Origin of the sequence: Aquimarina sp. AD10, assembly GCF_003443715.1 — a bacterium.
GTDB classification, from domain to species: Bacteria; Bacteroidota; Bacteroidia; order Flavobacteriales; family Flavobacteriaceae; genus Aquimarina; species Aquimarina aggregata.
In genome coordinates this window covers 2,922,486-2,948,719 of record NZ_CP031965.1, presented here as the reverse complement: position 1 = coordinate 2,948,719, position 26,234 = coordinate 2,922,486, and the positions used below count along the sequence as shown (strand labels likewise).

The following is a 26,234-nucleotide window of genomic DNA, read 5'->3' as shown; positions in this document are numbered from 1 at the left end:
GGCTATTATTTTTCATTATCAAAAAGATAGTAACGATAAGAAAACGTTATTCTTTTATTTACTATTGATATTGAAAACATCTTTTTTAGATAGGAATCCTAATTACTTTTGTTTAAAAATAACTCAATAAATAGAATTATGGAAGATTCAAAAAACAAATTGACCTCGGTTTCAGGAAGACCAATTGCCGAAAATCAAAATGTGCAAACTGCAGGAAAACGTGGTCCAATGCTAATGCAAGATGTATGGTATCTTGAAAAAATGGCACATTTTGACAGAGAAGTTATACCCGAAAGAAGGATGCACGCTAAAGGCTCTGCAGCATATGGCACGTTTACAGTAACTCACGACATTACTAAGTATACTAAAGCCAAGATATTTTCAGAAATTGGTAAGAAAACAGAGATATTTTTACGTTTTTCTACTGTAGCAGGAGAGCGTGGTGCAGCAGATGCAGAAAGGGATATTAGAGGTTTTGCGGTTAAATTCTATACAGAAGAAGGTAATTGGGACGTGGTAGGTAACAATACTCCTGTATTTTTTATTCGTGATCCCTATAAATTTCCGGATCTTAATAAAGCAGTAAAAAGAGATCCCAGAACAAATTTAAGAAGTGCCAATAATAATTGGGATTATTGGACGCTTTTGCCAGAAACATTGCATCAAATTACCATGACAATGGGCGAGCGTGGGATACCAAAATCATATCGTTATATGAATGGGTATGGCAGTCATACTTTTAGTTTGATAAATGAAAATAATGAACGTTCTTGGGTTAAGTTCCATTTTAAAACCGCGCAAGGAATTCAAAACCTTACCGACCAAGAAGCTCAAAGCTTAGTAGGAAAAGATAGAGAAAGTCATCAAAGAGATTTATTTGATGCTATAGAACAAAAGAATTTCCCTAAGTGGAACTTAAAGATTCAAATAATGACAGAATCTCAAGCTAAGAATCATAAAACAAATCCTTTTGATCTAACCAAAATATGGCCGCATAGTGAGTATCCATTAATAGATGTTGGGACTTTAGAACTTAATAAAAACCCAGAAAATTATTTTGCCGAGGTGGAACAATCTGCATTTAATCCAGCAAATATAGTTCCTGGAATTGGATTTTCTCCAGATAGAATGTTGCAAGGAAGGTTATTCTCTTATGGAGATGCACAAAGATATCGTTTAGGTGTAAATCATTATCAAATTCCTGTAAATGCTCCAAAATGCCCTTTTCATAATCATCATAAAGATGGTGCTATGAGAGTTGATGGTAATGGAGGAGGAACTGTACATTATGAGCCTAATAGTTATGGTAAATGGCAAGAACAAAAACAATATAAAGAACCTAGTTTAGATTTAGAAGGTGCAGGTGATCATTGGGATTTTAGAGAGGATGATGATGACTATTATTCGCAACCTGGCAATCTATTTAGAATAATGACAAAGGAACAACAGCAGTTATTGTTTGAAAATACGGCAAGAGCAATAGGTGGAGCAGAAAAATTCATTCAAGAAAGACATATTATGAATTGTTATAAGGCAGATGTAGAATATGCTAAAGGAGTTGCTAAAGCATTGCAAATAAACCTAACAGATTTAGATTTAAGCTAACAAATAAATTTTAAGTAACATGAAGAAGATTGAGTTAGAGATTGGAAATGAGATTCAAGGAAAATTCGTTTTAAAAGACCTTAATCTTCTTCTTGTTTTTCAAGTAAATTGCCCAAGGTGTTTTTCTTATGCATTGCCATATTTTAATAAACTTTATAATGAATATAAAACCAAAGACATCTCTTTTCTAGCACTTTCTACAGCTTTTGAAGACTTTGATAAAAACACGTTATTACATACTCAAAACCTGATTAAGGATGGAACTTTAGTTGGTGAGACAAAAAAAATGATGACGCAAGAAGGTTTTGAAAAATTGCCTTACCCTTTGGATTTTCCTATGGCTATGGATAAAATAGAAAAAACAATAAGTGACCCGACAGATGTTGTAGATAAGATATGTAATATCAATCCGAATTATGCATTATGGCCCGATTTTGAAAAGAAAATGTTACAAAATCGTGTTAAGAACTATTTAAATTCTTTAGATAATGTAGCATTGACCTTTACCTTAAATCAATTAAGAGGAACTCCGAGTTTTGTTTTGTTTAATTCTAATTATGAAATATTAGGAGAATGGTTTGGCCATGTTCAACATGCGGTAATTGCTGATAAAATCAACCAATTTCTTGAGCCTAAAGCGTATTAATGGTAGCAATTGGTTAATAAAACAATAGTATTGTCTGTATAGGTGATGAAATAGAATATGCTAAAAAATATGCTATAATGATAAGGATTGCTAACTTTAGCAAGTTAAAAAAAGATAGGCAATAGTAAATGAATAACAATGATTTAATAATTAGCTCAAAAGAAAAAGTAGTTCCTCTTGATAGGATTAAGTTTAGTCAAGAAAATAAAGACAAACTGAATCAGTTGCTAAAGGAATTTAAATATATTGAAACTTTAAAGCAGTATGAGTTACCTGTAGATAATAAACTTCTGTTATTTGGTCATACAGGTTGCGGAAAAACCACTACCGCCAAGGCGATTGCTGATTTTTTGAATAAGAAGATTTTTGTTTTAAATTTAGGAACAATAGTATCCTCAAGATTAGGTGAGACCGCCAAAAATATTACCAATGTTTTTAAAATAGCCACAAGAGAAAATGCTGTGCTTTTTATTGATGAGTTTGATTACATTGGACGAATTAGAGATTATGATAAAAAAGACTCTGGTGAAATGAAAAGACTAGTGAATACGATTATACAATTAATCGATTACCTGCCAGATTCAACTTTATTAATTGCCGCAACAAATCATTCAAGTATTATTGACACTGCTTTACTAAGACGTTTTCAATTAAAATTGAAATTCACGCTACCAACCAATACCGAATTGGATCAATTTTACGATTCACTATTAGAACAATATCCAGAAACGTATAGAGTATTAAATAGATGCTACGGTATTTCTTATGCCGAAGCAAAAGATAATGTATACAGAGAAGTGAAGAAGAGAATTATTGAGGTTGAAGAATCAAAAGAAGTAATAAAATAAAGGATGATGAATGATACAGAAATACATCACAAAATAACCCAAGCGCTGGAGCGTATCTCTAAAACTTTTAGGGTACTACTTTGGGAAGAAAGTAAAAAACATAAAATCAGTCCAATACAAATACAGATATTGATTTTTTGCCTAACACATAAGCAGGAGATGTCTAAGGTAAGTTTTTTAGCTAAAGAATTTGATCTAACCAAAGCTACAATAAGTGACTCTGTTCGAGTGTTATTGCAGAAAGAACTTTTGATTAAAGTCCCTGATACCTACGATTCTAGAAGTTATAGTCTTCAGTTAACTACTAACGGTAGAAATATTGCAAAGCAAACAGTTAATTATACAGAGGCTCTTGATACTTCTATAGCATCCTTGAATGATACAGAAAAAGGGCAATTTTTAAATAATTTATTAAATATTATTGAACGACTAAATAAAAAGTCGGTTATATCTGTACAGCGTATGTGTCTTACCTGTTACCATTATAGCAAGAGTGGAAACAAACATTATTGCAATTTCCTTAAGAAACCTCTAGAAAATTCTGAATTGCGCGTTGATTGTCCAGAACATAAAATGGTAGAATAACAATGGATATAATTGCCAAAAATATTAATATAATCAATCAAAGAATACAAACTGCTTGTAATCGCTCAAATAGAAATTTAAGCGATGTTCGTATGTTATTGGCAACAAAAACAGTTGATACTAACAGAATTAATTTTGCATTAGCACAAGGAGTATCATTAATAGGAGAGAATAAGGTTCAAGAACTTAAAGAAAAATGTAGTGCAGTCTGCCATTTAAACCCAGAAGTACATTTTATAGGACATTTACAAACTAATAAAATAAAAGAAGTGTTGAAATGGGCATCTTGTATCGAATCTATTGATAGAATATCCCTAGCAAAAAAACTACATCAAAGGTTACGCTTAGAAAAAAAAGAAATTGATGTTTATATCCAAGTAAATACTTCTTTTGAAGAAAGTAAATTTGGAATTGCTCCAAATGAGACCATAGATTTTATACGAGAAGTTGCAGCGTTTGATACGATACATATTAAAGGGTTAATGACTATAGGGTTACTTAGCTCGGATTCAAAAGAAGTGAGAAAATGTTTTCGTCTTTTAAAAGAGCTTCAGAAAAAAATTATGGCGCTAAAAATCCCTAATGTAGACATAAAAGAATTGTCTATGGGAATGAGCAGTGACCTTGAAATAGCCATAGAAGAAGGGGCAACAATAATTAGAGTTGGAACAGCTATTTTTGGAGATAGAACTTATCCCGATAGTTATTACTGGAACGAAAATGAGTAATAGAGATAGTTTATATATACAAAGAGTACTTCGTAAACCTTTAGTCGTCTAGTGTTTTTCTACTACTAGTAATCATAATTTTATACACATTCGTTAGTTACTTTATAAGATGTTAGACATCATTAATTTTAAATAATCGAACTCTTTCTACTTTAGTCTTCATATCTATTATAGTCTGTTATACAAGAAATAATTCTTCTAAAATTTTTATATCACTTTTTAATGCTGGGGTTTTGTAAAGTATTTCTAACTAGAGTGATATGTTTTGCATAAACAAAGTTTATGTTTTTTATAATAAATATAAATAAAAATATATGATATAAAGTTTAGAGCTTTGCGCAAAACAAAATAAATGAAAGAAGACAATTCAAAAACTAGTACTCAAAGTGATATCGAAGTAATACCACTTTATAGTAAAAGAATCAATTCAAAATTAAAGAAGTTAAGCGCAATCGTTGGACTTCTTTTTTTTGCCTTTTTTATATCCTTATCTCTAAAAAGCGGCTCACTTTTCTTGCCTGAAATTTTGAAATGTGGATTTATAGTGGGATCAATCTATATATTTCATCTTATAACCCATAATGACTGAATCTTATCAATTAAAAAAATCAACCTTTTAAAATAATTAATTACAGTTGTTATGGATATACATTTATTGGTGGATAATTTAACAAATCCGGCGTTACTTTTTTTCTTTTTAGGAATTCTTGCTGTGCAGCTTAAAAGTGATCTTAATATACCTGAGAATTCTTCAAAATTTATCTCTTTGTATCTTTTATTGTCGATAGGTTTTAAAGGAGGTCAGGAATTATCTCATAGTGAATTTAATGCAGAAATTGTGTGGTCTTTTTTCTTTGGTATAATGCTAGCAATTATAGTACCTGTGTATACTTTTTTTATATTAAGAAAAAAGTTTAGTTTAGAAAACTCTGGAGCAATAGCCGCCTCTTATGGTTCTGTGAGTGCCGTTACTTTTGTTACAACGATCACTTTTTTAGAGATGGAACAAATTGCTTTTAATGGTCATATGGTTGCAATTATGGCACTTATGGAAGCGCCTTCTATAATGGTAGGATTGTTATTGATTACAGTCTTTAAGAAAAACAAGAATGAAGATAAAATACCGATGAAAAAAGTGTTGCATCATGCACTTACCAATGGCAGTGTGTTGTTAATAATAGGAAGTCTTATCGTTGGGTTATTAGCAAGTGAATCTCAAGCAGAAGGAATTAAACCTTTTACCACGGATATATTTAAAGGTTTTTTGGCTGTGTTTTTACTCGACATGGGGATTACTAGCGGACGCAAACTCTCTGATTTTATAAAAAAAGGATGGTTCGCATTTTTATTTGCGATACTAATACCTATTGTTAATGGATGTATAGTTGCGGTGATAAGCGGAGCTTTTATTTCAGAAAATGGAAATAGATTGTTGTTTGCAATATTAGCAGCAAGTGCTTCTTATATAGCAGTTCCTGCAGCGATGAGGTTAGCAGCACCAAAAGCAAACCCTAGTCTTTATATACCAATGGCATTGGCGATTACATTTCCTTTTAATATTACTCTTGGAATGCCTTTATATTTATGTATTATTCATCTATCATAATAATATTTTATGATTGTTATAAAATATATAAATAAAAATATATAGAATTTATAATGCATCTTTGTAGTAGATAAAATAAAAAAATAGTAATTCATAGTTATGGAAACATTAGAAACAGCACCAGTAATGCTAAAAACAAGCCAAGACATTAATTTAATAGATGGCGTTTTTACGGCGACAGAAGCTGCAGATATTATCAATTCTGTACTCAAAGTGAAAATCAATTTTCATAAACTACAACGTTTATCGCGTACAGAAGGTGATTTTACCGATAGTTGCGAATATGATAATGGTAGAATTGACGAATTAATTTCTGAACAAGAAATTGCTAAAGAATTTTTTGGACAGGCAAGACTTGAAGGAAAGAAATTAAAAATGAAGAGTACTATAGAAATTTTTATAGAGGACTAATAATTTCTTAGTAATCATAAAAATATTGTTTGATTGATGATTTGATTTCCCCTAATTATTTGTTAGAGCTAAAGGCGATCTTCGTACGGATCGCTTTTTTCATACTATAAAGTAATCAGAAGTAAACTATATTGTTTTCTCCATGTTTACGTAAATAACTCTTAATAATTTTTGTAGTGTGGTATGTATGCTTTTGTGAAGTTAAAAAAGAATCGAAATCCTCTAAGGTTGATAGCTGTTCAGAATGATCTATATATCCAAAACCTTTATAAATACCATCTTGTATCATTATAAAACTATGTTCATTCATAGTTCTCCCTTTTTCCTTGATAAAGTATGTTTCTTTTTCTTTTGTTAAAGAAGTTAAAGCCTTTTGTACGCGCATATTATACAATGCCACAGATTCTTCCTCGCAACATATACCTTTGCAATTTTTTATTCTATAATGAGAACAGCGCTCAGTAGTATTTAGTAAATTACAGTATTTAGGACATAATTGATAGTCAAAGCATAATTTTTCTAATTGTTCTATTGCGTCAGATCGTCTATAAAATATTTCTAGTGAGTGATCTATACTCTTAGAACGATCTATAGCCAGTTGTATAATTCCTTTTCTGTTGGTATATTTAAGTATGCGAAAAGGAACTACAGGTTTTTTTTGTGCACTATTAAATTTGGGGTAATATTTCTGTATTTTTTCTGCTTCTAATAATAAAGCAATAAGTTCATTACCTGTTATTTCATAATCAATAGTATATGTACTTTGACCAAGAGCGTATTCTTTGTTCTTTTTGTCATAAAAGTGGCTAATTACTCGTTGTTTTATATTTTTAGCTTTTCCTGCATAAATTACATTACCTTTTTGATCTTTGAATAAATAAATGCCTGTTTCTTCAGGTAAAGAATCGATAGTTTCTACGTTAAGATGTGGTGGCAACGTTGCTTCTTTAGAACGAGCATTTAGAAAAGTATTTATAGTAAGGTGTTCTGGATCTAAGGTCAAGATTTGTTGAAATAATATAACAGTGGCATCAGTGTCTCCTTCTGCCCGATGACGCCCTTCTAAAGGTATATTAAGAGATGTACAAAGTCTTCCTAAACTATAAGAGAATAAGCCTGGGATTAATTTTCGAGACAGGCGTACGGTGCACAATTTTTTTCGGGTAAATGTATGTCCTAAATTCTTGAATTCTTCTCGAACAACATTGTAATCAAAATTAACATTATGAGCAACAAAAATAGCTCCTGTTGTCATTTCAAGAATGCGATTAGCTACTTCATGAAACTTTGGTGCATTTCTCACCATATCGTCATCTATGCCGGTAAGACCAGTAATAAAAGGAGGGATGTGTTGTTCAGGATTTACAAGAGTAGTAAACTTATCAATGATCGTACTATCTTTTAAGACCACAATACAAATCTCTGTAATGCGATTTCCTAAAATACCTTTTCCAGTAGTTTCAACATCGATAACCGAATATAATTGATCTCGCATTGTACTTTTTTAATGCTGCAAAATTACTATAAAAAAATGAAAAATCGGAAAAATTCCTTATTTAAGGAAATATTCCAATAAAAAATACAATTACTTTTTACTTATGGTTTTTGAGCTATTACGACATAAGTAGGGAAGGCATAGGATTCTTTTTTGATGATATCCTTAATTTCAAAACCAGTAATGGTAAGAAATATTTCAATTTCTTCTTTAGAAAAAGCCCGGATTATAGACGTATCCTTCCCAATTTCAATCCATTCGTTTTCAACTTCTTTAAAATATTTTGAATACCAAAGAAAATCCATGCCATATTTTAAATTTAAATTCCAGATACTTTCTCGACAATATTTTGTACCATTATACATTGCCGTATGTATGACTTTTTTTTCTTTTGAAATTTCGGGAATGAATGCTCTGGCATCAATAAAATCAAAACAAAAAACGCCTCGTTCTTTAAGGTTTTCATAAATGGTCTTAAAAGTAGATTTTACATCTATGTTGGGTAATAGATAACTAATGGTTCTGCCCGTCATTATAATAGCTTGTACAGGTTGTTTAAGATGAAAACTACGCATATCTCCTTTGATAAATTTACCATTTGGCACTTTTTTTTGAGCAATCGAAATCATCTCTTTACTATAATCTAACCCAGAATATGTAACACCATTTTTAATAAAGTAAGAGGCCAAATTACCTGTGCCACTACCAATTTCTAAAAGATGAGTAGCATTAAACCTCTTTATTATTTTATTGTAAAAATTATATTCATCGTGGTAGTTTATAAAAGTTTTATACATCGCTTCATAAACTTCTGCTAAATCGGTATATAGCTTTTCCATTTAATAATTGGTTAATGAATTTAGTATCAGATGATGCTATTTTTAATTAAAGGTACCGATATTTTGATTTAGAACCTTTAAAAGTGAAAATGATATTTTTAGATTGCGTAACTAGTGCTAGAAGTTAAATCGAATAAAAAAACTTGCAGTAAGTCCAAGTGATCTAGTTGTTTGTAGTATTGATCGTCTATCACCTCCTGATGGGATATTAGTCTCTGTTGTTATATCGACTATCTGTTTTCCTAAAATATTTTCTCTGTCATATACATTAAGTAACGCGCCACCTATTTTACAATTTTTATAGGATTTATCTTTTGACAATGCAAATGTGTAATTCATAGAAAAATCTAATCTATGAAACTCGGGTAGTCTTTTTTGATTAATACGACCCATAATTAACTGTAAAGTTTCATCTCTTTCTGTATAGGGAACACCGGTGCGATATCGCCAACCTAAAGAAAATTGAAAATCCCTCCAACTATATAAATGTGACCAGGTTAATGAATGAGTGATGTCACTATCGGTATTAAACGGTTGATTATTATTCAAGCCTTCAAAAGTAGCTTTATTATCGGCATAACTATATCCGATCCAACTAGCGTAACTACCTATTTTTTTCTTTGCAAGTACGTCAATTCCTCTTGAGATACTACTTCCTTCAGTAATAAAATCAAAAAAAGCGGTTAATTGAGGTACTGTAAAAGCACTTAAACCGCTACTTTCCTTATAATAAGCATCAATATCTAAGATCCAATCTCTTTTCTTAAAAAGTACTCCTGCAGATATTTGTTTACTGCTTACAAGCGGTATTGTATCGTTAGAAGGTAACCAAATTCCGGTAGCTAAACCAAGATCATTATCAGATGTTTGTTCTATTTGATTTATGGATTGATTTTTAATCTCGACAGCTCCTTTAATTCTAAAATTGGTATTAATAGATTTTTCGATAGAAAACCTTGGCTCTAAAAATATTTTTTTAGAAAAAACATATCGATTTGTTCTTAGACCTAAATCAAAATGCCAATTTTTATATTTATTATAACTTATTTGATTAAAAAAAGAATGCTCAGTTTTGATACTATATTCATGATCTAGAGTGATAAAAATAGGAGTGTCAAGGATATATCTAATCTCTTTATTTTTGAATTGATAACCGCTGGTTAACACTAGTGAGTTACCTAAATGAAAGTTTGTTTTTAGTAACCCTCCAGATTCATTAACAATATTTTTTCTAGTTAGCACATTCGTGCCTAAAATAAAACTTGAAAAATTTCTACCGAAATAGTCTAATTTGTATTTTGAATGATAGGTATTTATGCTAAAATCAAAATAATCATTCCACTTTCGGTGCCATGTTGTACTGATTCCAAAATTTTGAATTTGTAATTGATCAACTCTTGGTCCTCTGGCTTCATCAACGATTACAGGCAAGTCTTCATCTTCGTCTATTGTGAATAAATTATCTAATTTGTTTTTAGTGTATAGTACACTGGATAAGATCTTATCTTTAGGGCTGATGTTATAAATTATTTTTGCAGTGTAATCTTCATAAAAGAAAGTCTGTTCTTCAGAAAAAGTAGGATCTTCTTCAAATTCTTCCTGATTTGTAGAAATTCTTGAATTTTGAAATACTTTCATTGCATTTCTTAAAAAAGCCGGAGTTTCTATTACATCGGTAATCGACCTACGAGCCGATGTAATAAGTCCTAATTTGTTTGCTATTGGTATTTTTAGTGCTGCGTCTGCATGAAGCATATTTAGACCAATACTGGTTTGCGTATGTTCAGGAATGTTTTGATCTGTTTTTATGTCAATAACACCAGCAACGTGATCTCCGTACTCGGCTTTTGCGCCGCTTCTATATACGGTAATATCATCTATAATTGCAGGATTAAGATTTGTTAGTGTTCCAAAAAAATGATCAGTATTATACACTTTTAAGCCATCCCAAAGCACAAGATTTTGATCTGGGGTACTACCACGAATAAAAATTCCTGATGCTGTTTCATTAGGGCTTTCTATCCCAGGTAATAATTGTACGCTTTGTAAAGCATCGGGTTCTGCTTGACCGGTTAGTACATCTGCATTTTTAAGGTCAAAATGAATAGTTCCGTCATTTTTTATAGCTACTCCAGAAGAAAGATAATCTTTTATGATTACCTCATTTAAAAGATAATCTCTAATCTGAAGAAAATAATTTTTGCAGGTTTTATTTTGTACTTCGGAAATAGGGATTTTAAGATCCTTAAATCCTAAATGTGATATAGTTAGTGTATCTGTAATACTAATGTTTTCTACCTCAAAGTAACCTTTTTCGTCTGTGATAATCATACTGGTTATCAATCCACTTTTTATGTTTTTTACACTGGCATTCGAGATATTCTTATGGTTTTCAATATTTTGTATACGACCACAAATACGGATAGATTTTAATCTTTTTAAAATATAATGTTCATTATCAATTTTGGTAAAGGTAAAATAGATTTGATGCTCTAAAAAATCAAGTATTTGGGTTAATGATGCATCTTTGATTAAAAGGGTCACTGCTTGATCCTTGATCCACGAAGGATTATATGAAAACTTAATGTTATAGTTTGATTGTATATCATCTAAAACATCACTTAAGTTTTCGTTATTATATTTAAATGAAAATATGTCTTCTTGAGCAAAAAGTAGAGCGGGTAAAATTAATAGACAAAATAGTACAATTCTCACAATTGTATGGGGGTTAGCATTTTTAGAGTAATTTAAGACCTTAGTGTTTTATATTGAAAATAGATACCTTTTGAAGAAGTTCTCAATGTCAAATAAAGATAATAAATTAACTTTTGTTACTATAATTTATTGTCCTTCTTTAATTGAAAGATTTTATTTGATTTTTAAAAATGTTATTTGGTCAGGGTTTAAATTTAGTCGAAATGTGAAAACGAGTTTAAAAATTCAAACGAATACTATTTTTATAGACTAAATTATTTGTTATTCGTAAGCAATACTAGGGTTTCTTCATTTTTAAATGTGTATTCTATTTCTAGTGTTTCGAATACTGTTTTTAGTGCAATTTCAAGATTGCTGTGAGTAAAAAAACCAGTAAATCTGATGTCGCTATTTATATGATCACTTATAATATCAATGTGGTATTGATTTTCTAACGCTAAAATCACTTGTTGTAAAGGAACATTATCAAATGTACTTTCGTCTCCTAACCATGAAGGACTATTTTGGTTAAGTTTCCAATGCTCAAAATTATTATTATGTGCTCTAACAGCCTGTCCTTTAGAAATTACTTTTGAGAGTTCTCCTTTTTTAGCACGAACTTTTCCTTCAAAGCATTGGACTTCAAAAGTAGTTTTGTTTGCGTTTACCGAAAATTGAGTTCCCAAAACACTTACCTCACCATTAGCCGTCTTTACAGTAAATGTAGAGCCTTTGTTTACCTTAAAATAGGCTTCTCCGTTTAAAGCAAGGGACCGTTCATCTTGCCAACTATTTGTGCTATATGTTATGCTTGAATTTGCGTTTAAAATTACTTCAGAATCATCAGGTAAACTAAAACTTACTTGTTCACCATAGCCAGATGTATGAGTTGTTGAAGCCTTAAAAAAGACATTAAATCCGATTAAAAGAGCGATAGATGCTGCTGCCAAATATAGCCATTTAGGAATCAAAGAAATTACTTTTGGGACTTTAGCTATTTTTTCTTGAACTTTAGTAAATGATTGGTCTTTATTGTAGTCTGGTAAGTCCAAGAACTCTGTACCCTCTAATATAGATTTGTAAAGATCATAATCTTTACTTTGACGAAACTTTTCTTTTTCCTCTTCAGATATATCTCCGCTTGCCCATTTTGCTAAAAAATCATCCATTACTAATTCGTTTATATGCTTGCCCCAAGTTCTTCTTTTAATTTTTTTAATGCCAAATGCATTCTACGCTCTACAGCTTTTTGTGTTAAACCAATAATTTCTGCAATTTCCTTATACGTTTTTTTATCTTTTCTACTTAATAAAAAAACTTCCCTTTCTTTTTCAGGTAGATTGCTTATACTATTTTGCAGTCTAATAAGAAACTCTTTTTTTTCTAATATAAATTCTGGATTCTCATGCTCAATAGTGTTTTCTAATTTTTGTTCATTATAATTTAGAACAACTTTTTTATGTTTAAGCGTATTAAAAAAGGAGTTTTGTGCAACTTTCATTACAAAAGACTTAGCTTTTTCAAAGGGTACATTTTTGCAATTTTTCCAAAGTTTTACAAAAGCATCTTGAGTTAGGTCCTCGGCTTGATCTATATCGCCACATTTATAGTAAATAAAATTGCGTATCAATTGTGAGTATTCGTCAAAAACTATTCTAAATATTTTTTCATCGCACACATTGCTTTTAGGGGTGGCCATTAGTATTTAAGAGGTTTTAGTATTAAAAATACAAATTATAAGTATATCATAACTTTTTCATTAATGAAAATATTGTATTTTAAGAATAAACCTACTTAAGTCATAATGTAAATAACTATTCACCTATTAGAAAAGCTTATGATTTGTTTGTGAAAATTACATATTTGTTTAATAACCCTTTATAAACGATGTAGATTTCTGTTAGCTTTTCAATGTTAATATAGTATTGTTTCCCTTTTTTAAATTACTTCAGTTTTTTAATCGCTATATGTATACAACAACTAAATGCTATAACACCCTATTTTTATTTGTGTTTTGATATATTATTATTCTTCATTTTTATATCTTATGCATTAGATAGCTTTAGTTTTAAGCTGTTTAGAGTAGAAAGGATACGTATTTATCCACATTATATAATATGTTTACAAATCATTAATAATGAACGATATGAAATTAGGAGCATTTTCGATTAGTCTAAATGTAAAGGATATTAAGATTTCAAAAGAGTTTTATGAAAATCTGGGCTTTACTGTATTTGCAGGGGATATTGAGCGAAAATATCTTATTATGAAAAATGAAAATTCACTTATAGGATTGTTTCAAGGGATGTTTGAAGATAATATCTTGACTTTTAATCCAGGTTGGGATGAGAACGCAAATAAGATACAATCATTTGATGATATTAGAGATATTCAAAAGCAACTTAAGAATAATGGAGTTAAGCTGGAAACAGAAGTTGATGAAAGTACAAATGGACCCGGTAGTATGATGATTTTAGATCCAGATGGAAACCCTATATTAATAGATCAACATGTCTAATAAGGTGATGCTATACCATAAAAACCTACTCGTTATGAATATAAAACTTAGTTTATTTATTCGTGTAATATTTATCTTATTTTGCTTAGGATGTGCGCATAAAACCGAAAAACCGAAAAAAGCCTCAGCTACATCTACAAAACAACAAAAGATAGTAGACTTATCACATACTTTTTCTGATGAAACCATATATTGGGTCACAGCAAAAGAATTTGAATTGGATACGGTATATAAAGGAGAAACAGAAAAAGGGTATTATTATTCGGCAAATAATTTTACTACAGCAGAACATGGTGGGACCCATATTGATGCCCCGATTCATTTCTCAAAAACAGGACAAACAGTTGACCAAATACCTCTTGAAAAATTAATAGGAAAAGCAATTAAAATAGATGTTTCTGCAAAGGCGTTACTGGATCCGGATTACCAAATAAGTATAGAGGATTTTAAAGAATGGGAGAAAAGAGAACAAATAAAAATTCCTGAAGGAAGCATTGTCTTATTAGCTACTGGTTTTTCTAAGTATTATCCAGATAAATTAAAATATCTAGGAACAAATGAACGTGGGGAAGAAGCTCTTAAAGATTTACATTTTCCAGGACTTGCTCCAGAGGCAGCAGAATGGTTAATCAAAAACCGTACTATCAATGCTATAGGAATTGATACTCCTAGTATTGACTACGGTCAATCGCAATTTTTTAAAAGTCATGTAGTATTACTCTCCCAAAATATTCCTGCTTTTGAAAATGTAACAAACCTTGATATATTACCTGCAACAGGTTTTGAGATTATTGCCCTACCCATGAAAATTAAAGGGGGTAGTGGTGGACCCTTAAGAATTATAGCATTAGTTACTGAATAATTATCTATGTACTAAAGATTACGTTAGGATGTGATTTTAGTGATTCTCTTTTAATTTATTCTTGAAATGTAAGATAAAGGTGGCATTAAATCCAAAATGAAAATTTCCATCATTAAAATTAAAGTTGTTACGAGTTTGCGTAATAAAAGCATCTTCAACAATACTTCTTGCATTTGTCATATGAAATTGTAACATAACATCGCTCAATTCCCAGTTTATTCCTAGAGCAAAGGCATCGTAGGTATCTATAGATTTTAATGGATTAATAAGATAGTAATATTCAGAAACTATAGACACGTGACCTCCTAATTTATGACGAGCACCTATACCAACAGCAAATTGATTATTTGGGTCTTCACCAAAAGCAGAAGAACTTCTATGAACAAAAGTTGGTGCTATTTGCGCAGAGAATTTTGGATTAAACTTATGAGCAATTAATAGTTGACTTGTAAATGCTAGTTTATCAGAAAACTCTTCTGTTTTATTAATGTTTGTAAATATGCTTCTAAAACGCTTACTACGATACGATGCATTTTGAAAAAGGGTAACGCTAAAAGGAGATTTTCTAGTGTCCTTTTGTTGGCGAACGAGTTTATATTTTAAGAATCCATCAAAAATACCATCAAATGTAGTACCACCTGCTCCAAAAGTTAAATTGTCTGTAATTCCATATTCTAAAGAAACTCGAGTACTTATTTTATCCACAAAGAAACTTTGACCAGCGTCATTATTCGGGATATCCCAAAATCTGCTCATGGTGCGTATTTCTAAGACTCCTTTTTTACGATTTTCTATAGAATGCCCAATAGCAATACGTGTAGTTTTAAAGGTAGACATTTCATATTTAGGTGTGTCAGGAAACTCTTTGTCTAAGGTTTCCAGTAGATCTTGCGCATATATTGAAGTGTTGAATCCAATCAATATAAAAAAACAGAAAAGAAAATGAGCATTATTTTTCATAAGGTTGATATTCAAATCTAAATGTTATTGAAATAGTCTTGGCAATATTACTGGTTAAAACAGGAGGAATCTTGATATCAAAATCTTTTACTGCAACTTCAAATTCACCAGCTAATGCATAAGTCCCATTTGTATTTTGGATGGTCGTTTTTATTTCAACTTCTTTAGAGATCCCATGTATTTCTAAGAAACCTTTAATCATTTTAGTTTGTTCTCCCTCAAGAAGTGGGTCAAAATCTATAATCGAACCTTTAAAAGTTGCTTTTGGATGAATATCTGATTCAATATAACTTTCATTAAAGTGTTCATGCATTAATGATTTTTTAAATACAAATGCTTGCATGAGCATACTTATAGCGATTTCATTTTTTGATAGGTCAATAATGCTAAGAACTTGATTGTTTCTGGCTTCAATATTTTCGACAGAAGTATATGAAAAGAAAGAAATTTGACCTTGTCGCGCTATGATTTGATCTTGCTTTACATCAATACCAGCAAAATTTGTCAAAAAAAACAGTAAAAGAATAATTTTATTCATTGATTAGTTTGCAATTTAATATTACAGCATCTTTAAGAAAGCCCTTGCAGACTCCTTTTATTTTTATTTTTTGACCTACTTTAAGTTGTTCTACAATTTTAACTTGATCAATTCTCATATCACAAATTACATTTGAAGACCAAACTTTGCTGGACAATAATACTGTATTTCGGTTATTTAAAAAAGTAATGTCCTTTACAATTCCATCAATCTCAATAATTTTTCCCGCATAGGTGTCTGTAGCTAATTTTTCATTATTCAAGAATAAGCTTACTAAATCTTCAGAGCTCACCTTTAATTCTGTAGTCGCTAGATCAATATTAGTATAAGCAGGATCTCGATACTTAGCATAAAAAATTGCGAATATCCAAACTACCGTTACTATAGCAAAAAAAACTATTTTACCTTTTTTATTCATTTATAGATTAGAAAATTATATTATTTTCAATACCCGCAGATATACCTAATAGATATATCTGCAATTTAAAATTTTATTACACAAAAGAACAACCTTAGTTTAGCAAGACATAAAAAATATATGTTAGAGTGAAAAAATTGAGGTTGAAAAGGAAATATTTTAATTGAATTATTTATCATTATTTTAGTGCCATATAGAATAGCAAGAAATTTACAGTATTTTCGTTTTTTGAATAGGTAAGCTAGAGTGCACTAATTCTTAAAGTACGGTAATAATTTTTTGATTAGCATATTATATCGATGAGAAAAGATAAATTATATTTCTTAACCTTTATTTCTATCACTATTATTTTTCTGATAATGGCCTCCTTGGGGACACAGTATTTTATTAGAGTAAGTGCAAATCAGCAAATCGAAGTTCAGATAGAATCCAGTAAGCGTGAGGCTAATGAAGTTGCCAGTCTGATAAGCTTTCAACTTATGGGGGGAGTGGATAAGAAGGAAGTTAAAGAAAATGTGCAAAAAACTATTGAAAACACAAATACAGAAACAGGATTTGTATGCCTTTTTGATTGGTCAGGCAAAGAAATTTGTCATCCGGATATCACTAAAGTTGGACAGAAGATAAGCTCTAATCAAACATTATTATCATCATTAGATGAAGAAATTAATTCTAATGATCTGTATGATTTATTGATTAACAAAAAAGATACTAAAAAAGGACTTAGTGATTATGAAATGGAGTCTGAGGTAATACATTTGTCTCCTGTTAAAAATTCTGATTGGATTGTAGCCGCTCATGTTAATGTTAGTAAAATGAATGGGCAATTAAAAAATCTAAGAAGAAATTTTTATATCATCTTTATTATTATGGGAGCGATCATTATTATCTCTTCCTTTTTAGCAGTTCGTTTGATTGGTAGTAACTATGAAAAACAACTAGAATTAAAAAATACAAGTTTAGAGACCGAAGTGATCAGTCTTTCAAAGTTAAATACTGATCTTGTTGCATATCAGCAAAAAGTAGTAAAAGATCCCGATCCAATTGAAGAACAATCGGATCCTTTATCAGATGCAAGTAAAAAACGAATTCTAACGTATATAAGACATGAATTGATACCAGTCTCTATTGATGAAATCGCATATATCTATACAGAAAATACCATTACACACGTGATGTGTGCAAATGGTAAAAAATCAACTAGTAATAGTAGTCTTGATGATATCTATACGAGTTTAGATGCTTCATTGTTTTTTAGAGCTAACAGACAGTTTATAATTAGTATTGCTGCAATAGAAAAAATTATTAAGTATGGAAATAGCCAACTTAAAATTCTGGTACAACCTGATTCGGCAGTAGAGATTATAATAAGTAAAAATAAAGCTGCAGAATTTAAACAATGGCTTAATCTTTAAAGCCGTTTTTTCATTTTTAATAAATACTTTAAATTAGATTCTCTATTTTTTTTGAGTAACTCGATATGCTTTTTTAAAATCGTATATGAACCTCATTTTGAATCTGATTATGTAATCTGTATTCACATCTTGTTTTTTTCTATTAAAATATTCTGATTTTATAAAGGTTGTAAATTCTACAAAACTTAAATATCCATAAAACGAGTTTATTTCAATCGTATTATTTCCTTTTTAAGCCTGTTTTTTTCCCTCTCATGTACTTTGTTTTGATTCTAACCTCCCATTCTGCCTTACTTTGTCTCAACAAGTAACAAATAAAATTAAACATGAATACGAATCAGAAAATTAAAAAAGCTCTCATGGTTTTTGGCATTTGTATCGCATTTTCATCATGTGAATACAATGTAGAAAATGAAGATGGACCAATTGAAATTGACCTTTGCGATCCTGCAATATCATTTGCCACTCAAGTTAAACCAATTATTGATAATAATTGTATCACTTGTCATGGGGGTAACCAAGCTCCTGACTTAAGAACCTTTGCAGGAATTAGTGCAAACGCAGAACGTGTAAAAGATCAGGTTACCACACGAAGAATGCCATTAGGAGGATCCTTGTCTAATGAAGAAATAGAAACTATTCGTTGTTGGGTAGAAAACGGAGGATTAAACAATTAAAAAAGATATTGCAATGAATAAAAAAAGAATTACAATTCTTGTACCCCTATTATGTATTGGATTGATAGGTATATATGTTGCAACAACGATGTTCAATAAAACATCAGAGGGTGTTCTTGATATATCACCAGATGTATCTCTGGAGTCTAGTATGTTGTTGAACGACTTTTTAAATAACGAAGATGAAGCTAACACCAAGTATTTAGAAAAAGTAGTTGAGGTGACGGGTAAAATTGCTCAGTTAGATTCTATAAAAAATAAAGGAATAGTTGTTTTACGTACCGACAGCGCCATTGGGACAGTAATATGCCATCTTGAAGCTAGTGAAACTTCTAAGTGGTCTGTCTTGAAAAAAGATCAAAATATTACTATAAAAGGAATTTGTACAGGATATCTGATGGATGTTATCCTTGTGAAATGTATGCTAACTAAATAATTACTAATTAAAAACAAACAAACATGAAATCATATTATATATTATTATTCTTCTCGCTTTTTATAACAGTTTCAAATGCACAAGAGAAGTTTATTACGAAAAAAGGAAGTGCCTCATTTTTCTCTCATTCTCCTCTCGAAGATATTACAGCAGATAACGATCAAGTACTTAGTATTGTAGATTCTTCAACAGGAGATATTGCTATTTCAATGCTTATGAAATCATTCGCATTTGAAAAATTGTTAATGCAAGAACATTTTAACGAGAATTATGTCGAATCAGATAAGTTTCCTAAAGCAATTTTTAAAGGTAAGATCGAAAACTTTAGTGACTTAGATAATAGTAAACAAGAAGTAACTGTAAAGGGAATACTTACTATTCATGGAGTTTCTAAAAATATAGAAACTAAAGCTCAACTACATAAACAAGAAAATAATATTACTCTCGATGGGGATTTTCCTGTAGCAGTAGCAGATTTTGACATTAAAATTCCTGGAATTGTAAGAAATAATATTGCCAAGATCGTAAAAGTGACATTCGCATTAGACCATGAACCATACAAATAATTCAAATGAAAAGATTCATAACAACAATAGCAATATTAGCAATTACTTTACAAGTATCTGGACAAGATCTTTTGGATATTTTAGAAAGTGAAGCACCAGATACCAAAACTTTTACAACAGCAACCTTTAAAGGAACAAGAATACTTAATGGACATTCTGTAGAAAATAGTAAGAAAGGTGGTTTGATATTTTTGATATCTCACCGTTTCGGTAGGATTAATCAAGGAGTTGATGAGCTTTTTGGTCTAGATCAATCAAATATTCGATTTGCATTCGAGTATGGGGTGACTGAAGACTTAATGTTGGGATTGGGGCGAAGTAGCTTTGATAAAACATATGATGGTTTTGTTAAATACAAACTATTAAAACAGAGTTCAGGTAAAAAATCGTTTCCAGTAACAATGTCCCTTTTTAGTAGCATTGCTTATAGAACATTAGAAGATTTTGATCCCGCAAACGAGCCAAGTTTTAATGAAAAACTTTCTTATGTCTCACAATTACTTATTGCCAGAAAGTTTAATTCAGCTTTTTCTTTTCAGATAACTCCAACTTTTGTACATAGAAATTTCACTGAAATTGAAAGCGATCCACACGACATTTTTGCACTTGGATTTGGAGGAAGGGCCAAATTAAGTAATAGGATATCTGTAAATGCAGAGTACTATTATACCGCTAATCCTCTTGAATCAATAGAGGCTAAAAACTCACTTGCTTTTGGAGTAGATATAGAAACAGGAGGGCATGTATTTCAGATCATTTTATCTAACTCGATTACAATGATTGAAAAAAGTTTTATTACAGAAACAACCGGTGACTTTTTTGGAGGGGATATACATTTTGGATTTAATATCTCGCGAACATTTCAATTAGGAAAAAGAAAAATAAAGAAGTAATACAAAAAATAATAGTCAAGATGTATAGGAAAACATATAAAGTGCTAGGCAATGATGTAAATGATTATATGATAATGGAGAATCATGCGTACTTTTCCTATGCATCGCGATTATTGGATAATTTCCTATTTGAAAAAGGGTATTCTAAACAGAAGTTGATTTCATTGGCTATAGGATTTCAAAAGTGTACTGAAGAGTTGCTGTTTCAAAAGCACCTTATGTTTACGCAACGCTTCTTTGTAAATTTTGAATGCATAGAAATCACAGATAATAGACAAAAAATAAGAGTTAAAAACTCATTTTTTAATGAGTATAATGAATTATGTGCTATAGTCATCACAAAATTAAATTGGTGTGATATTAATAATCACAAAACAATCACTCCGCCAAGAAAAATACTAGAGCCCTTTTTTGCCCAGCAATTACGGCTTAACGTACATAAAAATATATCGTTAAACATTGTAAAAGATTAATTTTTACAGTTAAAATTAATAATTACGATACAATAATATTAGTGTTTGTTTTAATTAAGTAATGCATTTAGATGATAGCTATGCGTTACGAATTTGTTAATTGGGTTTTAATGTAACTCTGCTATAATGTTTTATAGCAGAGTTTTTTTATGCGTATTGTTTTAGAAATTTGATCTAATTTCTAAAATCGATAAAAATTGCTTTTAATCGATTTTTGTGAGGTTAATTTCTTTGGTTTTTAATTTTTTGAATGTTAGAGTTTTAACTTCATTATTGATTTCCAGAAAGGAGATTGTCAAAAAGGTAAATCATGAAAGATAATTTAGATATTTCTGATGCAAGACTGATTATTCGCAATTTAATGACATTTATAGTTGTTGAAGGTAAAGGATGTGTTGATGATCAGAAAAAGAAAGAATATGTCTCTGGTTACATTCAGGTTTTGATAAAAACCATTAATCTAATTGATGAAGGAAAAGATTTTACCTTGGTTGAAGATATTGCAGATGATATTGCTAGATATTTAAAATGAGTACCATTAATTGGTTGTTTTTATATTGATTGATGAAAGTCTTTTTTACAAACTGTAAAAGAGACTTTCTTTTTTTTAGGTAATAATACTTTTATATCTTACGTTTTAATAAACTAAATGTATCATTTAGAAATGATAATAAACCCCTAGTAAAGTGAACGAACAAGAATATATCGACCGATTAAAGAAGGAAAATAAGTTACTTCAAGATAAACTGGCTAAAATCAATTCTGGGAAACAGAAAAAAAGAAGGTTTAGATGGTGGCTTTTAAAAAAATCGAGTGTTCCTATTTTTGGTTCACGACTTAAAAAGAGCATTGGGAACGCTATAAACGAATATAAAGAATATAAGACGGTTTCTGTAGATACCGTATCTGATGTATCATCAAGTGTTATTTGGCGTATTACCAGAATTGGATTATTTGCATTTATGGTAGGAGTAATCCCAGCGGCTGTTTTAGTTTTCCAAACAAAATTATTGATGAATCAAAATAAATTTATCGAAAATCAGAATAGTTTAGTTGAAGCCGATAGAAGATCTTCTCTGGTTTTTGTTATGGATAACGTTTTAGGAGATTTAAATGAAGAATTAAAGTACAAAAGTGTTAATTCTAAAAATAATATTAGTAATACATTACAGGCAAGAATTGTAAGTCTATCAAGAGCAATGAAGCCCTATCAGTATATTGAAGATGGAAAATTAACTAACGAAAAAACAAGTTCTGAACGAGGACAATTATTATATAGTTTAATAAAAAGTGATTTGGGAGAGCAATCTTTAAGCGATATCTTTTATGCAGGAGATTTTGAATATAGTGACTTAAAAGGAGTATCATTTGGAAGAGGAGTTTATTTAAAATATGGAAAATTAAATTATTCAAACCTAACAAATGCTAACATGCCCGCTGCAAATTTAGGAAATAGTGAACTTAAAAATGCTAACATGAAAAAGGTTAACCTATCAGATGCAGATCTTAAAAGAGCGCGATTGATGGCTTGTAATTTGAAAGAAGCAGAACTGTCAGGGGCAAATTTAACAAATGCAAACCTTTCTGGTGCAGATTTATCGGGAGCAGACCTTTCTGGTGCAATATTATGGGGAGCAAAATTAATAGACACCAATCTTTCTGATGTTATATTAGATAATGCAATTGTCGACAAACAAGATTGGATCGATTATATTACCGATTCTTTAAAACTTGAAGGGGCAGATGATATAGAGGATCGATATAAAATTAAAAAACAAGGAAAGAAACAGTTTATGTTAATTCCTAAAAAGAAATCTTAATTGTCTTCTCGTTTTAAAAAAACGAGTCTATGAATTTTTGATACTAACCAATTTCCTGTAGGAAAATACAAAGCAAAAAATAAAGCCATACCCAGACTAAAATTTTGAGGGTTAAACAATTGATCAAGAAGGTTGTCTGGGTATACATATGATGTTTTAAGCCAATATCCAAGAAATTCTAAGATACCCATTGCGACCAAACCATATGCATATTGATCAAAGAATTTATAATCTTTAAGAAGTATAGAGATAGGAACCATATAAAGGATGTAACATGTAATTACTTGCCACCAAAATGTAAACCTTGCTATTTCCATTTCAGCACCAAAACGATTCATCCCTAACCCCCATAAAAAATAAATGATAACATAGGTTAAAACTAAACTTTTAGGAGTCTTTTTTAAAATATTTAATTTTTGAGTTAAAAAGGTATTCATAAGTTATAAATCTATTTTTGTAATGGTACGGAAAAATGGTTTTTTAGAAATTTTGAAGTCTATAATACCACTTTCTTCAATAATATTTTTTAATTCTTGTAAAGAAAAGGCTCTTTGTATAGCAATTAACCCATCTTTTTTGGCAATATCAGAAATAGGAAGTAGAGGACTTATTATTTTAAAGAGATAATAGGCGATACGACTTCGATATAAATCACTAAAAATAATATGTTCCACATCTGTATCTTTTATTTTTTTCAAAAAATATGTGAGTCCATGATCATTAAAATGATATATAAAATGACTACTTATCAAAATATCACAATCGGGAATTTTAAAATTAGAAGCTAAAATGTCTCCAACAATAAAATCTAAATTGGTTAATTTCAAGCTTTTCGTTTTAGCATGAGTAATACTCTTAGGATTACCGTCAATCCCTATGAAAGAGGCGTTGATGTTGTGTTTTTTTAATTTTTTGGATAGATGAATTACACTGTCTCCACCACCACATCCTAAATCAACAATAGTAAAACTCTTTTTGTTTTTATTTGATTTACAATGTCTTATAACCGCCCTACTTAGTTGTATATGATTACCAAGGAAAGTATTTATCAGTTTTAAACTATCTAAAGTTTTCTCCAGAGGTACTCCCGACAATGATAAGTTGTCAAGCTGTTCAGAGGTAAGGAGTCTAGTTTCGAGATTCAAGGTGAAGTTAAATTAATAATACAAATAATGTAGTCTTAATAATAGTAATAACTTTACAAAAAAAAGAGAATATATGACTAATCTAGATATTAATGAAATTATTAAAGTAAGAAGGTCAATTTTTCCTGCTCAATATAATGATAAGCCTGTTTCTAAGGCTTTTATTGAAATGTTATTAGAAAATGCAAATTGGGCGCCTACTCATAGATTAACAGAACCTTGGAGGTTTAAGGTACTTCAGGGAGATGCAAAGAATAGACTAGGAGTGTTTTTGTCAAATACATACACGGATATTACCCCTGATGAAGATTTTTCTCCATTTAAGTATAAAAAAATACTTAATAATTGTAAAGCGGCCAGTGCAATAGTTGCTATATGTATGCAACGTGATCCAAAAGCTCGTATTCCAGAATGGGAAGAAATCGCTTCAACAGCCATGGCGGTGCAAAATATGTGGTTAACTTGTACTGCTCATAAAATAGGGTGTTATTGGAGTAGTCCCAAGTTAATAAATTATCTGGATGATTTTTTTGATTTTGAAGAGGGAGAGCGATGTCTAGGTTTTTTTTACTTAGGGAATTATGATGAGAAAGAAGAAAATGCAAATTCAAAACGTACACCTATTGCAAACAAAACTATTTGGTTAGATGAATAATCAATAGTACGCATCTTGTTAAAATATAAAAGCCATCTCAATTAAGAGATGGCTTTTGATTTTTAATTACAATACTGTTACTGCTTCTTTTTAAGAGCATCAGTTGCAGCATTTGCCGCTTTTTCTGCTCCATCTTTTGCAGCGTCTGTAGCAGCATCAACTGCATTACCAGCAGCATCTTTTGCAGCGTCTACAGCTTCACCAGCAGCATCTTTTGCAGCGTCTACAGCTTCACCAGCAGCATCTTTTGCAGCATCAACTGCTTCACCAGCAGCGTCTGTAGCAGCATCAACTGCTTCACCCGCTTCTGTTGCTGCTTCTTTTGCAACCTCACCAGCGGCATCTACAGCTTCTGTAGCAGCCTCTGCAGCAGCGTCTTCTGCTTTTTTAGCAGTTTCTCTACATGATGTTACAGATAGCATAAACGTTAGAGCCAAAGCTCCTAAAAATACTTTTTTCATAATAAATAGATATAGTTAATTGGTTATTTAACGTTAAAGTTAACACATTATTTCGTCTATTTGAAATTTAAAATGGGGAAAAAATACACACTTTTTAGTTGTATATGTCATATTTACAGCGTAATAAAGCTTTTGGGTTGATGCATTGGTATAGTGTTATTCGTTAGTGTATAGTCTTCTCTGTTAGATATTTCCAGTATCTTTTAGGAAGATGTTGTAAATGTAGTTTTGTGTTTTTTCTAGATACAATATTGACGTTTTTGTAGTAAGTATGCCATAATTTTTGAAAATTGATTTCTTCATTTTCATGATTTTTCTTGATTATTTTAGAGTCAATGTTTGAAAAATTTTCAAAAGTGATGATTTCGACAGAGATCAAATCATAGAATATCCCATATTTTCTAGAAGTATCAAAAATCAACCATTTTTGATCTGCATATCGATCTTTAAAATGATCTGTAAGTAATGGTAAAACATTAAAATCAGGTGAAATTGTAGCTACGTAAACATTATTTTTAAGTAATTCAAACCGAACAAAAGCTTCCATACGATGTTTTTCTCGTTGGACCATTCGTGCAACTTGACTAATTTTTAAAATATCACTATTGCTGAAATCAATATTTGGATTATTAATTTTTGAAAAGGTATTTTGCATATAACGAAACAAAGTGTTTTCTACACCTTTAATCTCGCTTAAAAATGCTTTGAAAAAATCTCTTCTTTCTGTTGCATTTGCTTTTTTTCTAAACCCTTTCCATACTCTTCGTGCTTTTTGTTCTTCTGTAATTACACATTCAGTAATTGTGAAAAGTTCATGATGAGTTTGAGATTGTTTTCGAATAATTGGATGCTTTAATTTTTGTTCATAGGCAAGAAAAACACAGGATAAAAATCCATCAAAACTTCCATCATATAATAATACTGTTTGTGGATGCATAAT

30 protein-coding genes are annotated in these 26,234 nt (G+C 30.5%); 18 read left to right on the top strand and 12 right to left on the bottom strand.

All coding sequences use genetic code 11. The features are described 5' to 3' along the window. Positions 1-138 precede the first annotated feature (138 nt). From D1816_RS12315 to D1816_RS12280, 7 genes are all read left to right on the top strand, one after another. Complete coding sequence (locus D1816_RS12315) at positions 139-1,605, top strand: catalase (RefSeq protein WP_118503199.1); 1,467 nt, start codon at positions 139-141, stop codon at positions 1,603-1,605. 19 nt (positions 1,606-1,624) lie between these two features. Next, positions 1,625-2,251, top strand: coding sequence for a hypothetical protein (locus tag D1816_RS12310; RefSeq protein ID WP_118503197.1), 627 nt, complete (start codon positions 1,625-1,627; stop codon positions 2,249-2,251). Positions 2,252-2,379: 128 nt separating this feature from the next. Next, positions 2,380-3,099 (top strand): AAA family ATPase, encoded by a 720-nt coding sequence (locus tag D1816_RS12305; RefSeq protein ID WP_118503195.1) that lies wholly within the window; start codon positions 2,380-2,382, stop codon positions 3,097-3,099. A 6-nt stretch (positions 3,100-3,105) separates the two neighbouring features. Then, entirely contained in the window at positions 3,106-3,684 is a 579-nt protein-coding gene (locus D1816_RS12300; protein WP_233565323.1) for a MarR family winged helix-turn-helix transcriptional regulator, read from the top strand. A gap of 2 nt (positions 3,685-3,686) precedes the next feature. Further along, positions 3,687-4,412, top strand: coding sequence for a YggS family pyridoxal phosphate-dependent enzyme (locus tag D1816_RS12295; RefSeq protein WP_118503191.1), 726 nt, complete (start codon positions 3,687-3,689; stop codon positions 4,410-4,412). A gap of 640 nt (positions 4,413-5,052) precedes the next feature. Next, complete coding sequence (locus D1816_RS12285; protein WP_066317060.1) at positions 5,053-6,018, top strand: sodium-dependent bicarbonate transport family permease; 966 nt, start codon at positions 5,053-5,055, stop codon at positions 6,016-6,018. Positions 6,019-6,117: 99 nt separating this feature from the next. Next, entirely contained in the window at positions 6,118-6,429 is a 312-nt protein-coding gene (locus D1816_RS12280; RefSeq protein ID WP_066317057.1) for a hypothetical protein, read from the top strand. 115 nt (positions 6,430-6,544) lie between these two features. On the opposite strand, the gene D1816_RS12275 is transcribed toward D1816_RS12280, so the two are convergent. From D1816_RS12275 to D1816_RS12255, 5 genes are all read right to left on the bottom strand, one after another. Then, a complete protein-coding gene (locus D1816_RS12275; RefSeq protein WP_118503189.1) occupies positions 6,545-7,924 on the bottom strand; it encodes an exonuclease domain-containing protein in 1,380 nt (459 codons plus the stop codon). 101 nt (positions 7,925-8,025) lie between these two features. Further along, positions 8,026-8,763 (bottom strand): class I SAM-dependent methyltransferase, encoded by a 738-nt coding sequence (locus tag D1816_RS12270; RefSeq protein ID WP_118503188.1) that lies wholly within the window; start codon positions 8,761-8,763, stop codon positions 8,026-8,028. 117 nt (positions 8,764-8,880) lie between these two features. Further along, positions 8,881-11,478: a TonB-dependent receptor domain-containing protein gene (locus D1816_RS12265; protein ID WP_118503186.1), complete on the bottom strand. Its 2,598-nt coding sequence runs from the start codon at positions 11,476-11,478 to the stop codon at positions 8,881-8,883. Positions 11,479-11,732: 254 nt separating this feature from the next. Then, positions 11,733-12,626: a FecR family protein gene (locus tag D1816_RS12260; protein ID WP_118503184.1), complete on the bottom strand. Its 894-nt coding sequence runs from the start codon at positions 12,624-12,626 to the stop codon at positions 11,733-11,735. Positions 12,627-12,637: 11 nt separating this feature from the next. Then, positions 12,638-13,156 carry an RNA polymerase sigma factor gene (locus tag D1816_RS12255; protein WP_066317048.1) on the bottom strand — a complete coding sequence of 173 codons (519 nt, stop codon included), beginning with the start codon at positions 13,154-13,156 and terminating at the stop codon, positions 12,638-12,640. Between the two features lie 447 nt (positions 13,157-13,603). Here D1816_RS12255 and D1816_RS12250 point away from each other — a divergent pair, with 447 nt between their 5' ends. Together D1816_RS12250 and D1816_RS12245 are read left to right on the top strand one after the other, a co-directional pair. After that, on the top strand, positions 13,604-13,975 hold the full coding sequence (locus D1816_RS12250) for a VOC family protein (RefSeq protein WP_066317803.1): 372 nt from the start codon (positions 13,604-13,606) through the stop codon (positions 13,973-13,975). 34 nt (positions 13,976-14,009) lie between these two features. After that, on the top strand, positions 14,010-14,837 hold the full coding sequence (locus D1816_RS12245) for a cyclase family protein (protein ID WP_118506253.1): 828 nt from the start codon (positions 14,010-14,012) through the stop codon (positions 14,835-14,837). 36 nt (positions 14,838-14,873) lie between these two features. Here D1816_RS12245 and D1816_RS12240 read toward each other — a convergent pair whose 3' ends face one another. From D1816_RS12240 to D1816_RS12230, 3 genes are read right to left on the bottom strand one after another with little or no spacing between them, the layout of a single operon-like run. Further along, positions 14,874-15,797 (bottom strand): DUF5777 family beta-barrel protein, encoded by a 924-nt coding sequence (locus D1816_RS12240; protein ID WP_066317036.1) that lies wholly within the window; start codon positions 15,795-15,797, stop codon positions 14,874-14,876. Next, on the bottom strand, positions 15,787-16,335 hold the full coding sequence (locus D1816_RS12235) for a YceI family protein (protein ID WP_066317034.1): 549 nt from the start codon (positions 16,333-16,335) through the stop codon (positions 15,787-15,789). The genes D1816_RS12240 and D1816_RS12235 overlap by 11 nt, the downstream gene beginning before the upstream one ends. Then, entirely contained in the window at positions 16,328-16,753 is a 426-nt protein-coding gene (locus D1816_RS12230; RefSeq protein WP_066317031.1) for a hypothetical protein, read from the bottom strand. Before D1816_RS12230 ends, D1816_RS12235 begins: the two co-directional genes overlap by 8 nt. 299 nt (positions 16,754-17,052) lie before the next feature. Between D1816_RS12230 and D1816_RS12225 the strand changes: the two genes are divergently transcribed. The 8 genes from D1816_RS12225 (at position 17,053) to D1816_RS12190 (ending at position 23,033) form a co-directional block, all read left to right on the top strand. Further along, positions 17,053-18,168 carry a LytTR family transcriptional regulator gene (locus D1816_RS12225; protein ID WP_066317029.1) on the top strand — a complete coding sequence of 372 codons (1,116 nt, stop codon included), beginning with the start codon at positions 17,053-17,055 and terminating at the stop codon, positions 18,166-18,168. 326 nt (positions 18,169-18,494) lie between these two features. Beyond that, positions 18,495-18,845 (top strand): cytochrome c, encoded by a 351-nt coding sequence (locus D1816_RS12220; RefSeq protein WP_118503182.1) that lies wholly within the window; start codon positions 18,495-18,497, stop codon positions 18,843-18,845. 13 nt (positions 18,846-18,858) lie between these two features. Further along, entirely contained in the window at positions 18,859-19,281 is a 423-nt protein-coding gene (locus tag D1816_RS12215; RefSeq protein ID WP_118503180.1) for a hypothetical protein, read from the top strand. Between the two features lie 23 nt (positions 19,282-19,304). Further along, positions 19,305-19,847 (top strand): YceI family protein, encoded by a 543-nt coding sequence (locus tag D1816_RS12210; protein ID WP_066317018.1) that lies wholly within the window; start codon positions 19,305-19,307, stop codon positions 19,845-19,847. Between the two features lie 5 nt (positions 19,848-19,852). Then, the gene (locus D1816_RS12205; RefSeq protein ID WP_066317016.1) at positions 19,853-20,740 is read left to right on the top strand and encodes a DUF5777 family beta-barrel protein; all 888 of its coding nucleotides are present in this window, start codon (positions 19,853-19,855) and stop codon (positions 20,738-20,740) included. Between the two features lie 20 nt (positions 20,741-20,760). Beyond that, entirely contained in the window at positions 20,761-21,213 is a 453-nt protein-coding gene (locus D1816_RS12200; protein WP_066317014.1) for a thioesterase family protein, read from the top strand. 310 nt (positions 21,214-21,523) lie between these two features. Then, positions 21,524-21,745, top strand: coding sequence for a hypothetical protein (locus D1816_RS12195; protein ID WP_066317012.1), 222 nt, complete (start codon positions 21,524-21,526; stop codon positions 21,743-21,745). 154 nt (positions 21,746-21,899) lie between these two features. Continuing rightward, complete coding sequence (locus D1816_RS12190; RefSeq protein WP_118503178.1) at positions 21,900-23,033, top strand: pentapeptide repeat-containing protein; 1,134 nt, start codon at positions 21,900-21,902, stop codon at positions 23,031-23,033. Here D1816_RS12190 and D1816_RS12185 read toward each other — a convergent pair. Both D1816_RS12185 and D1816_RS12180 read right to left on the bottom strand, forming a co-directional pair. Further along, positions 23,030-23,470, bottom strand: a complete 441-nt coding sequence (locus tag D1816_RS12185; RefSeq protein WP_118503176.1) for a hypothetical protein — start codon at positions 23,468-23,470, stop codon at positions 23,030-23,032. The genes D1816_RS12190 and D1816_RS12185 overlap by 4 nt on opposite strands. A gap of 3 nt (positions 23,471-23,473) precedes the next feature. Further along, entirely contained in the window at positions 23,474-24,178 is a 705-nt protein-coding gene (locus D1816_RS12180) for a methyltransferase domain-containing protein (RefSeq protein ID WP_118503174.1), read from the bottom strand. 73 nt (positions 24,179-24,251) lie between these two features. On the opposite strand from D1816_RS12180, the gene D1816_RS12175 reads away from it, so the two are divergent. Next, positions 24,252-24,833, top strand: coding sequence for a nitroreductase (locus D1816_RS12175; protein WP_118503172.1), 582 nt, complete (start codon positions 24,252-24,254; stop codon positions 24,831-24,833). Positions 24,834-24,910: 77 nt separating this feature from the next. On the opposite strand, the gene D1816_RS12170 is transcribed toward D1816_RS12175, so the two are convergent. Both D1816_RS12170 and D1816_RS12165 read right to left on the bottom strand, forming a co-directional pair. Beyond that, entirely contained in the window at positions 24,911-25,294 is a 384-nt protein-coding gene (locus D1816_RS12170; protein ID WP_118503170.1) for a hypothetical protein, read from the bottom strand. Positions 25,295-25,457: 163 nt separating this feature from the next. Beyond that, positions 25,458-26,231, bottom strand: a complete 774-nt coding sequence (locus D1816_RS12165; RefSeq protein WP_118503168.1) for a TIGR03915 family putative DNA repair protein — start codon at positions 26,229-26,231, stop codon at positions 25,458-25,460. Positions 26,232-26,234 lie beyond the last annotated feature (3 nt).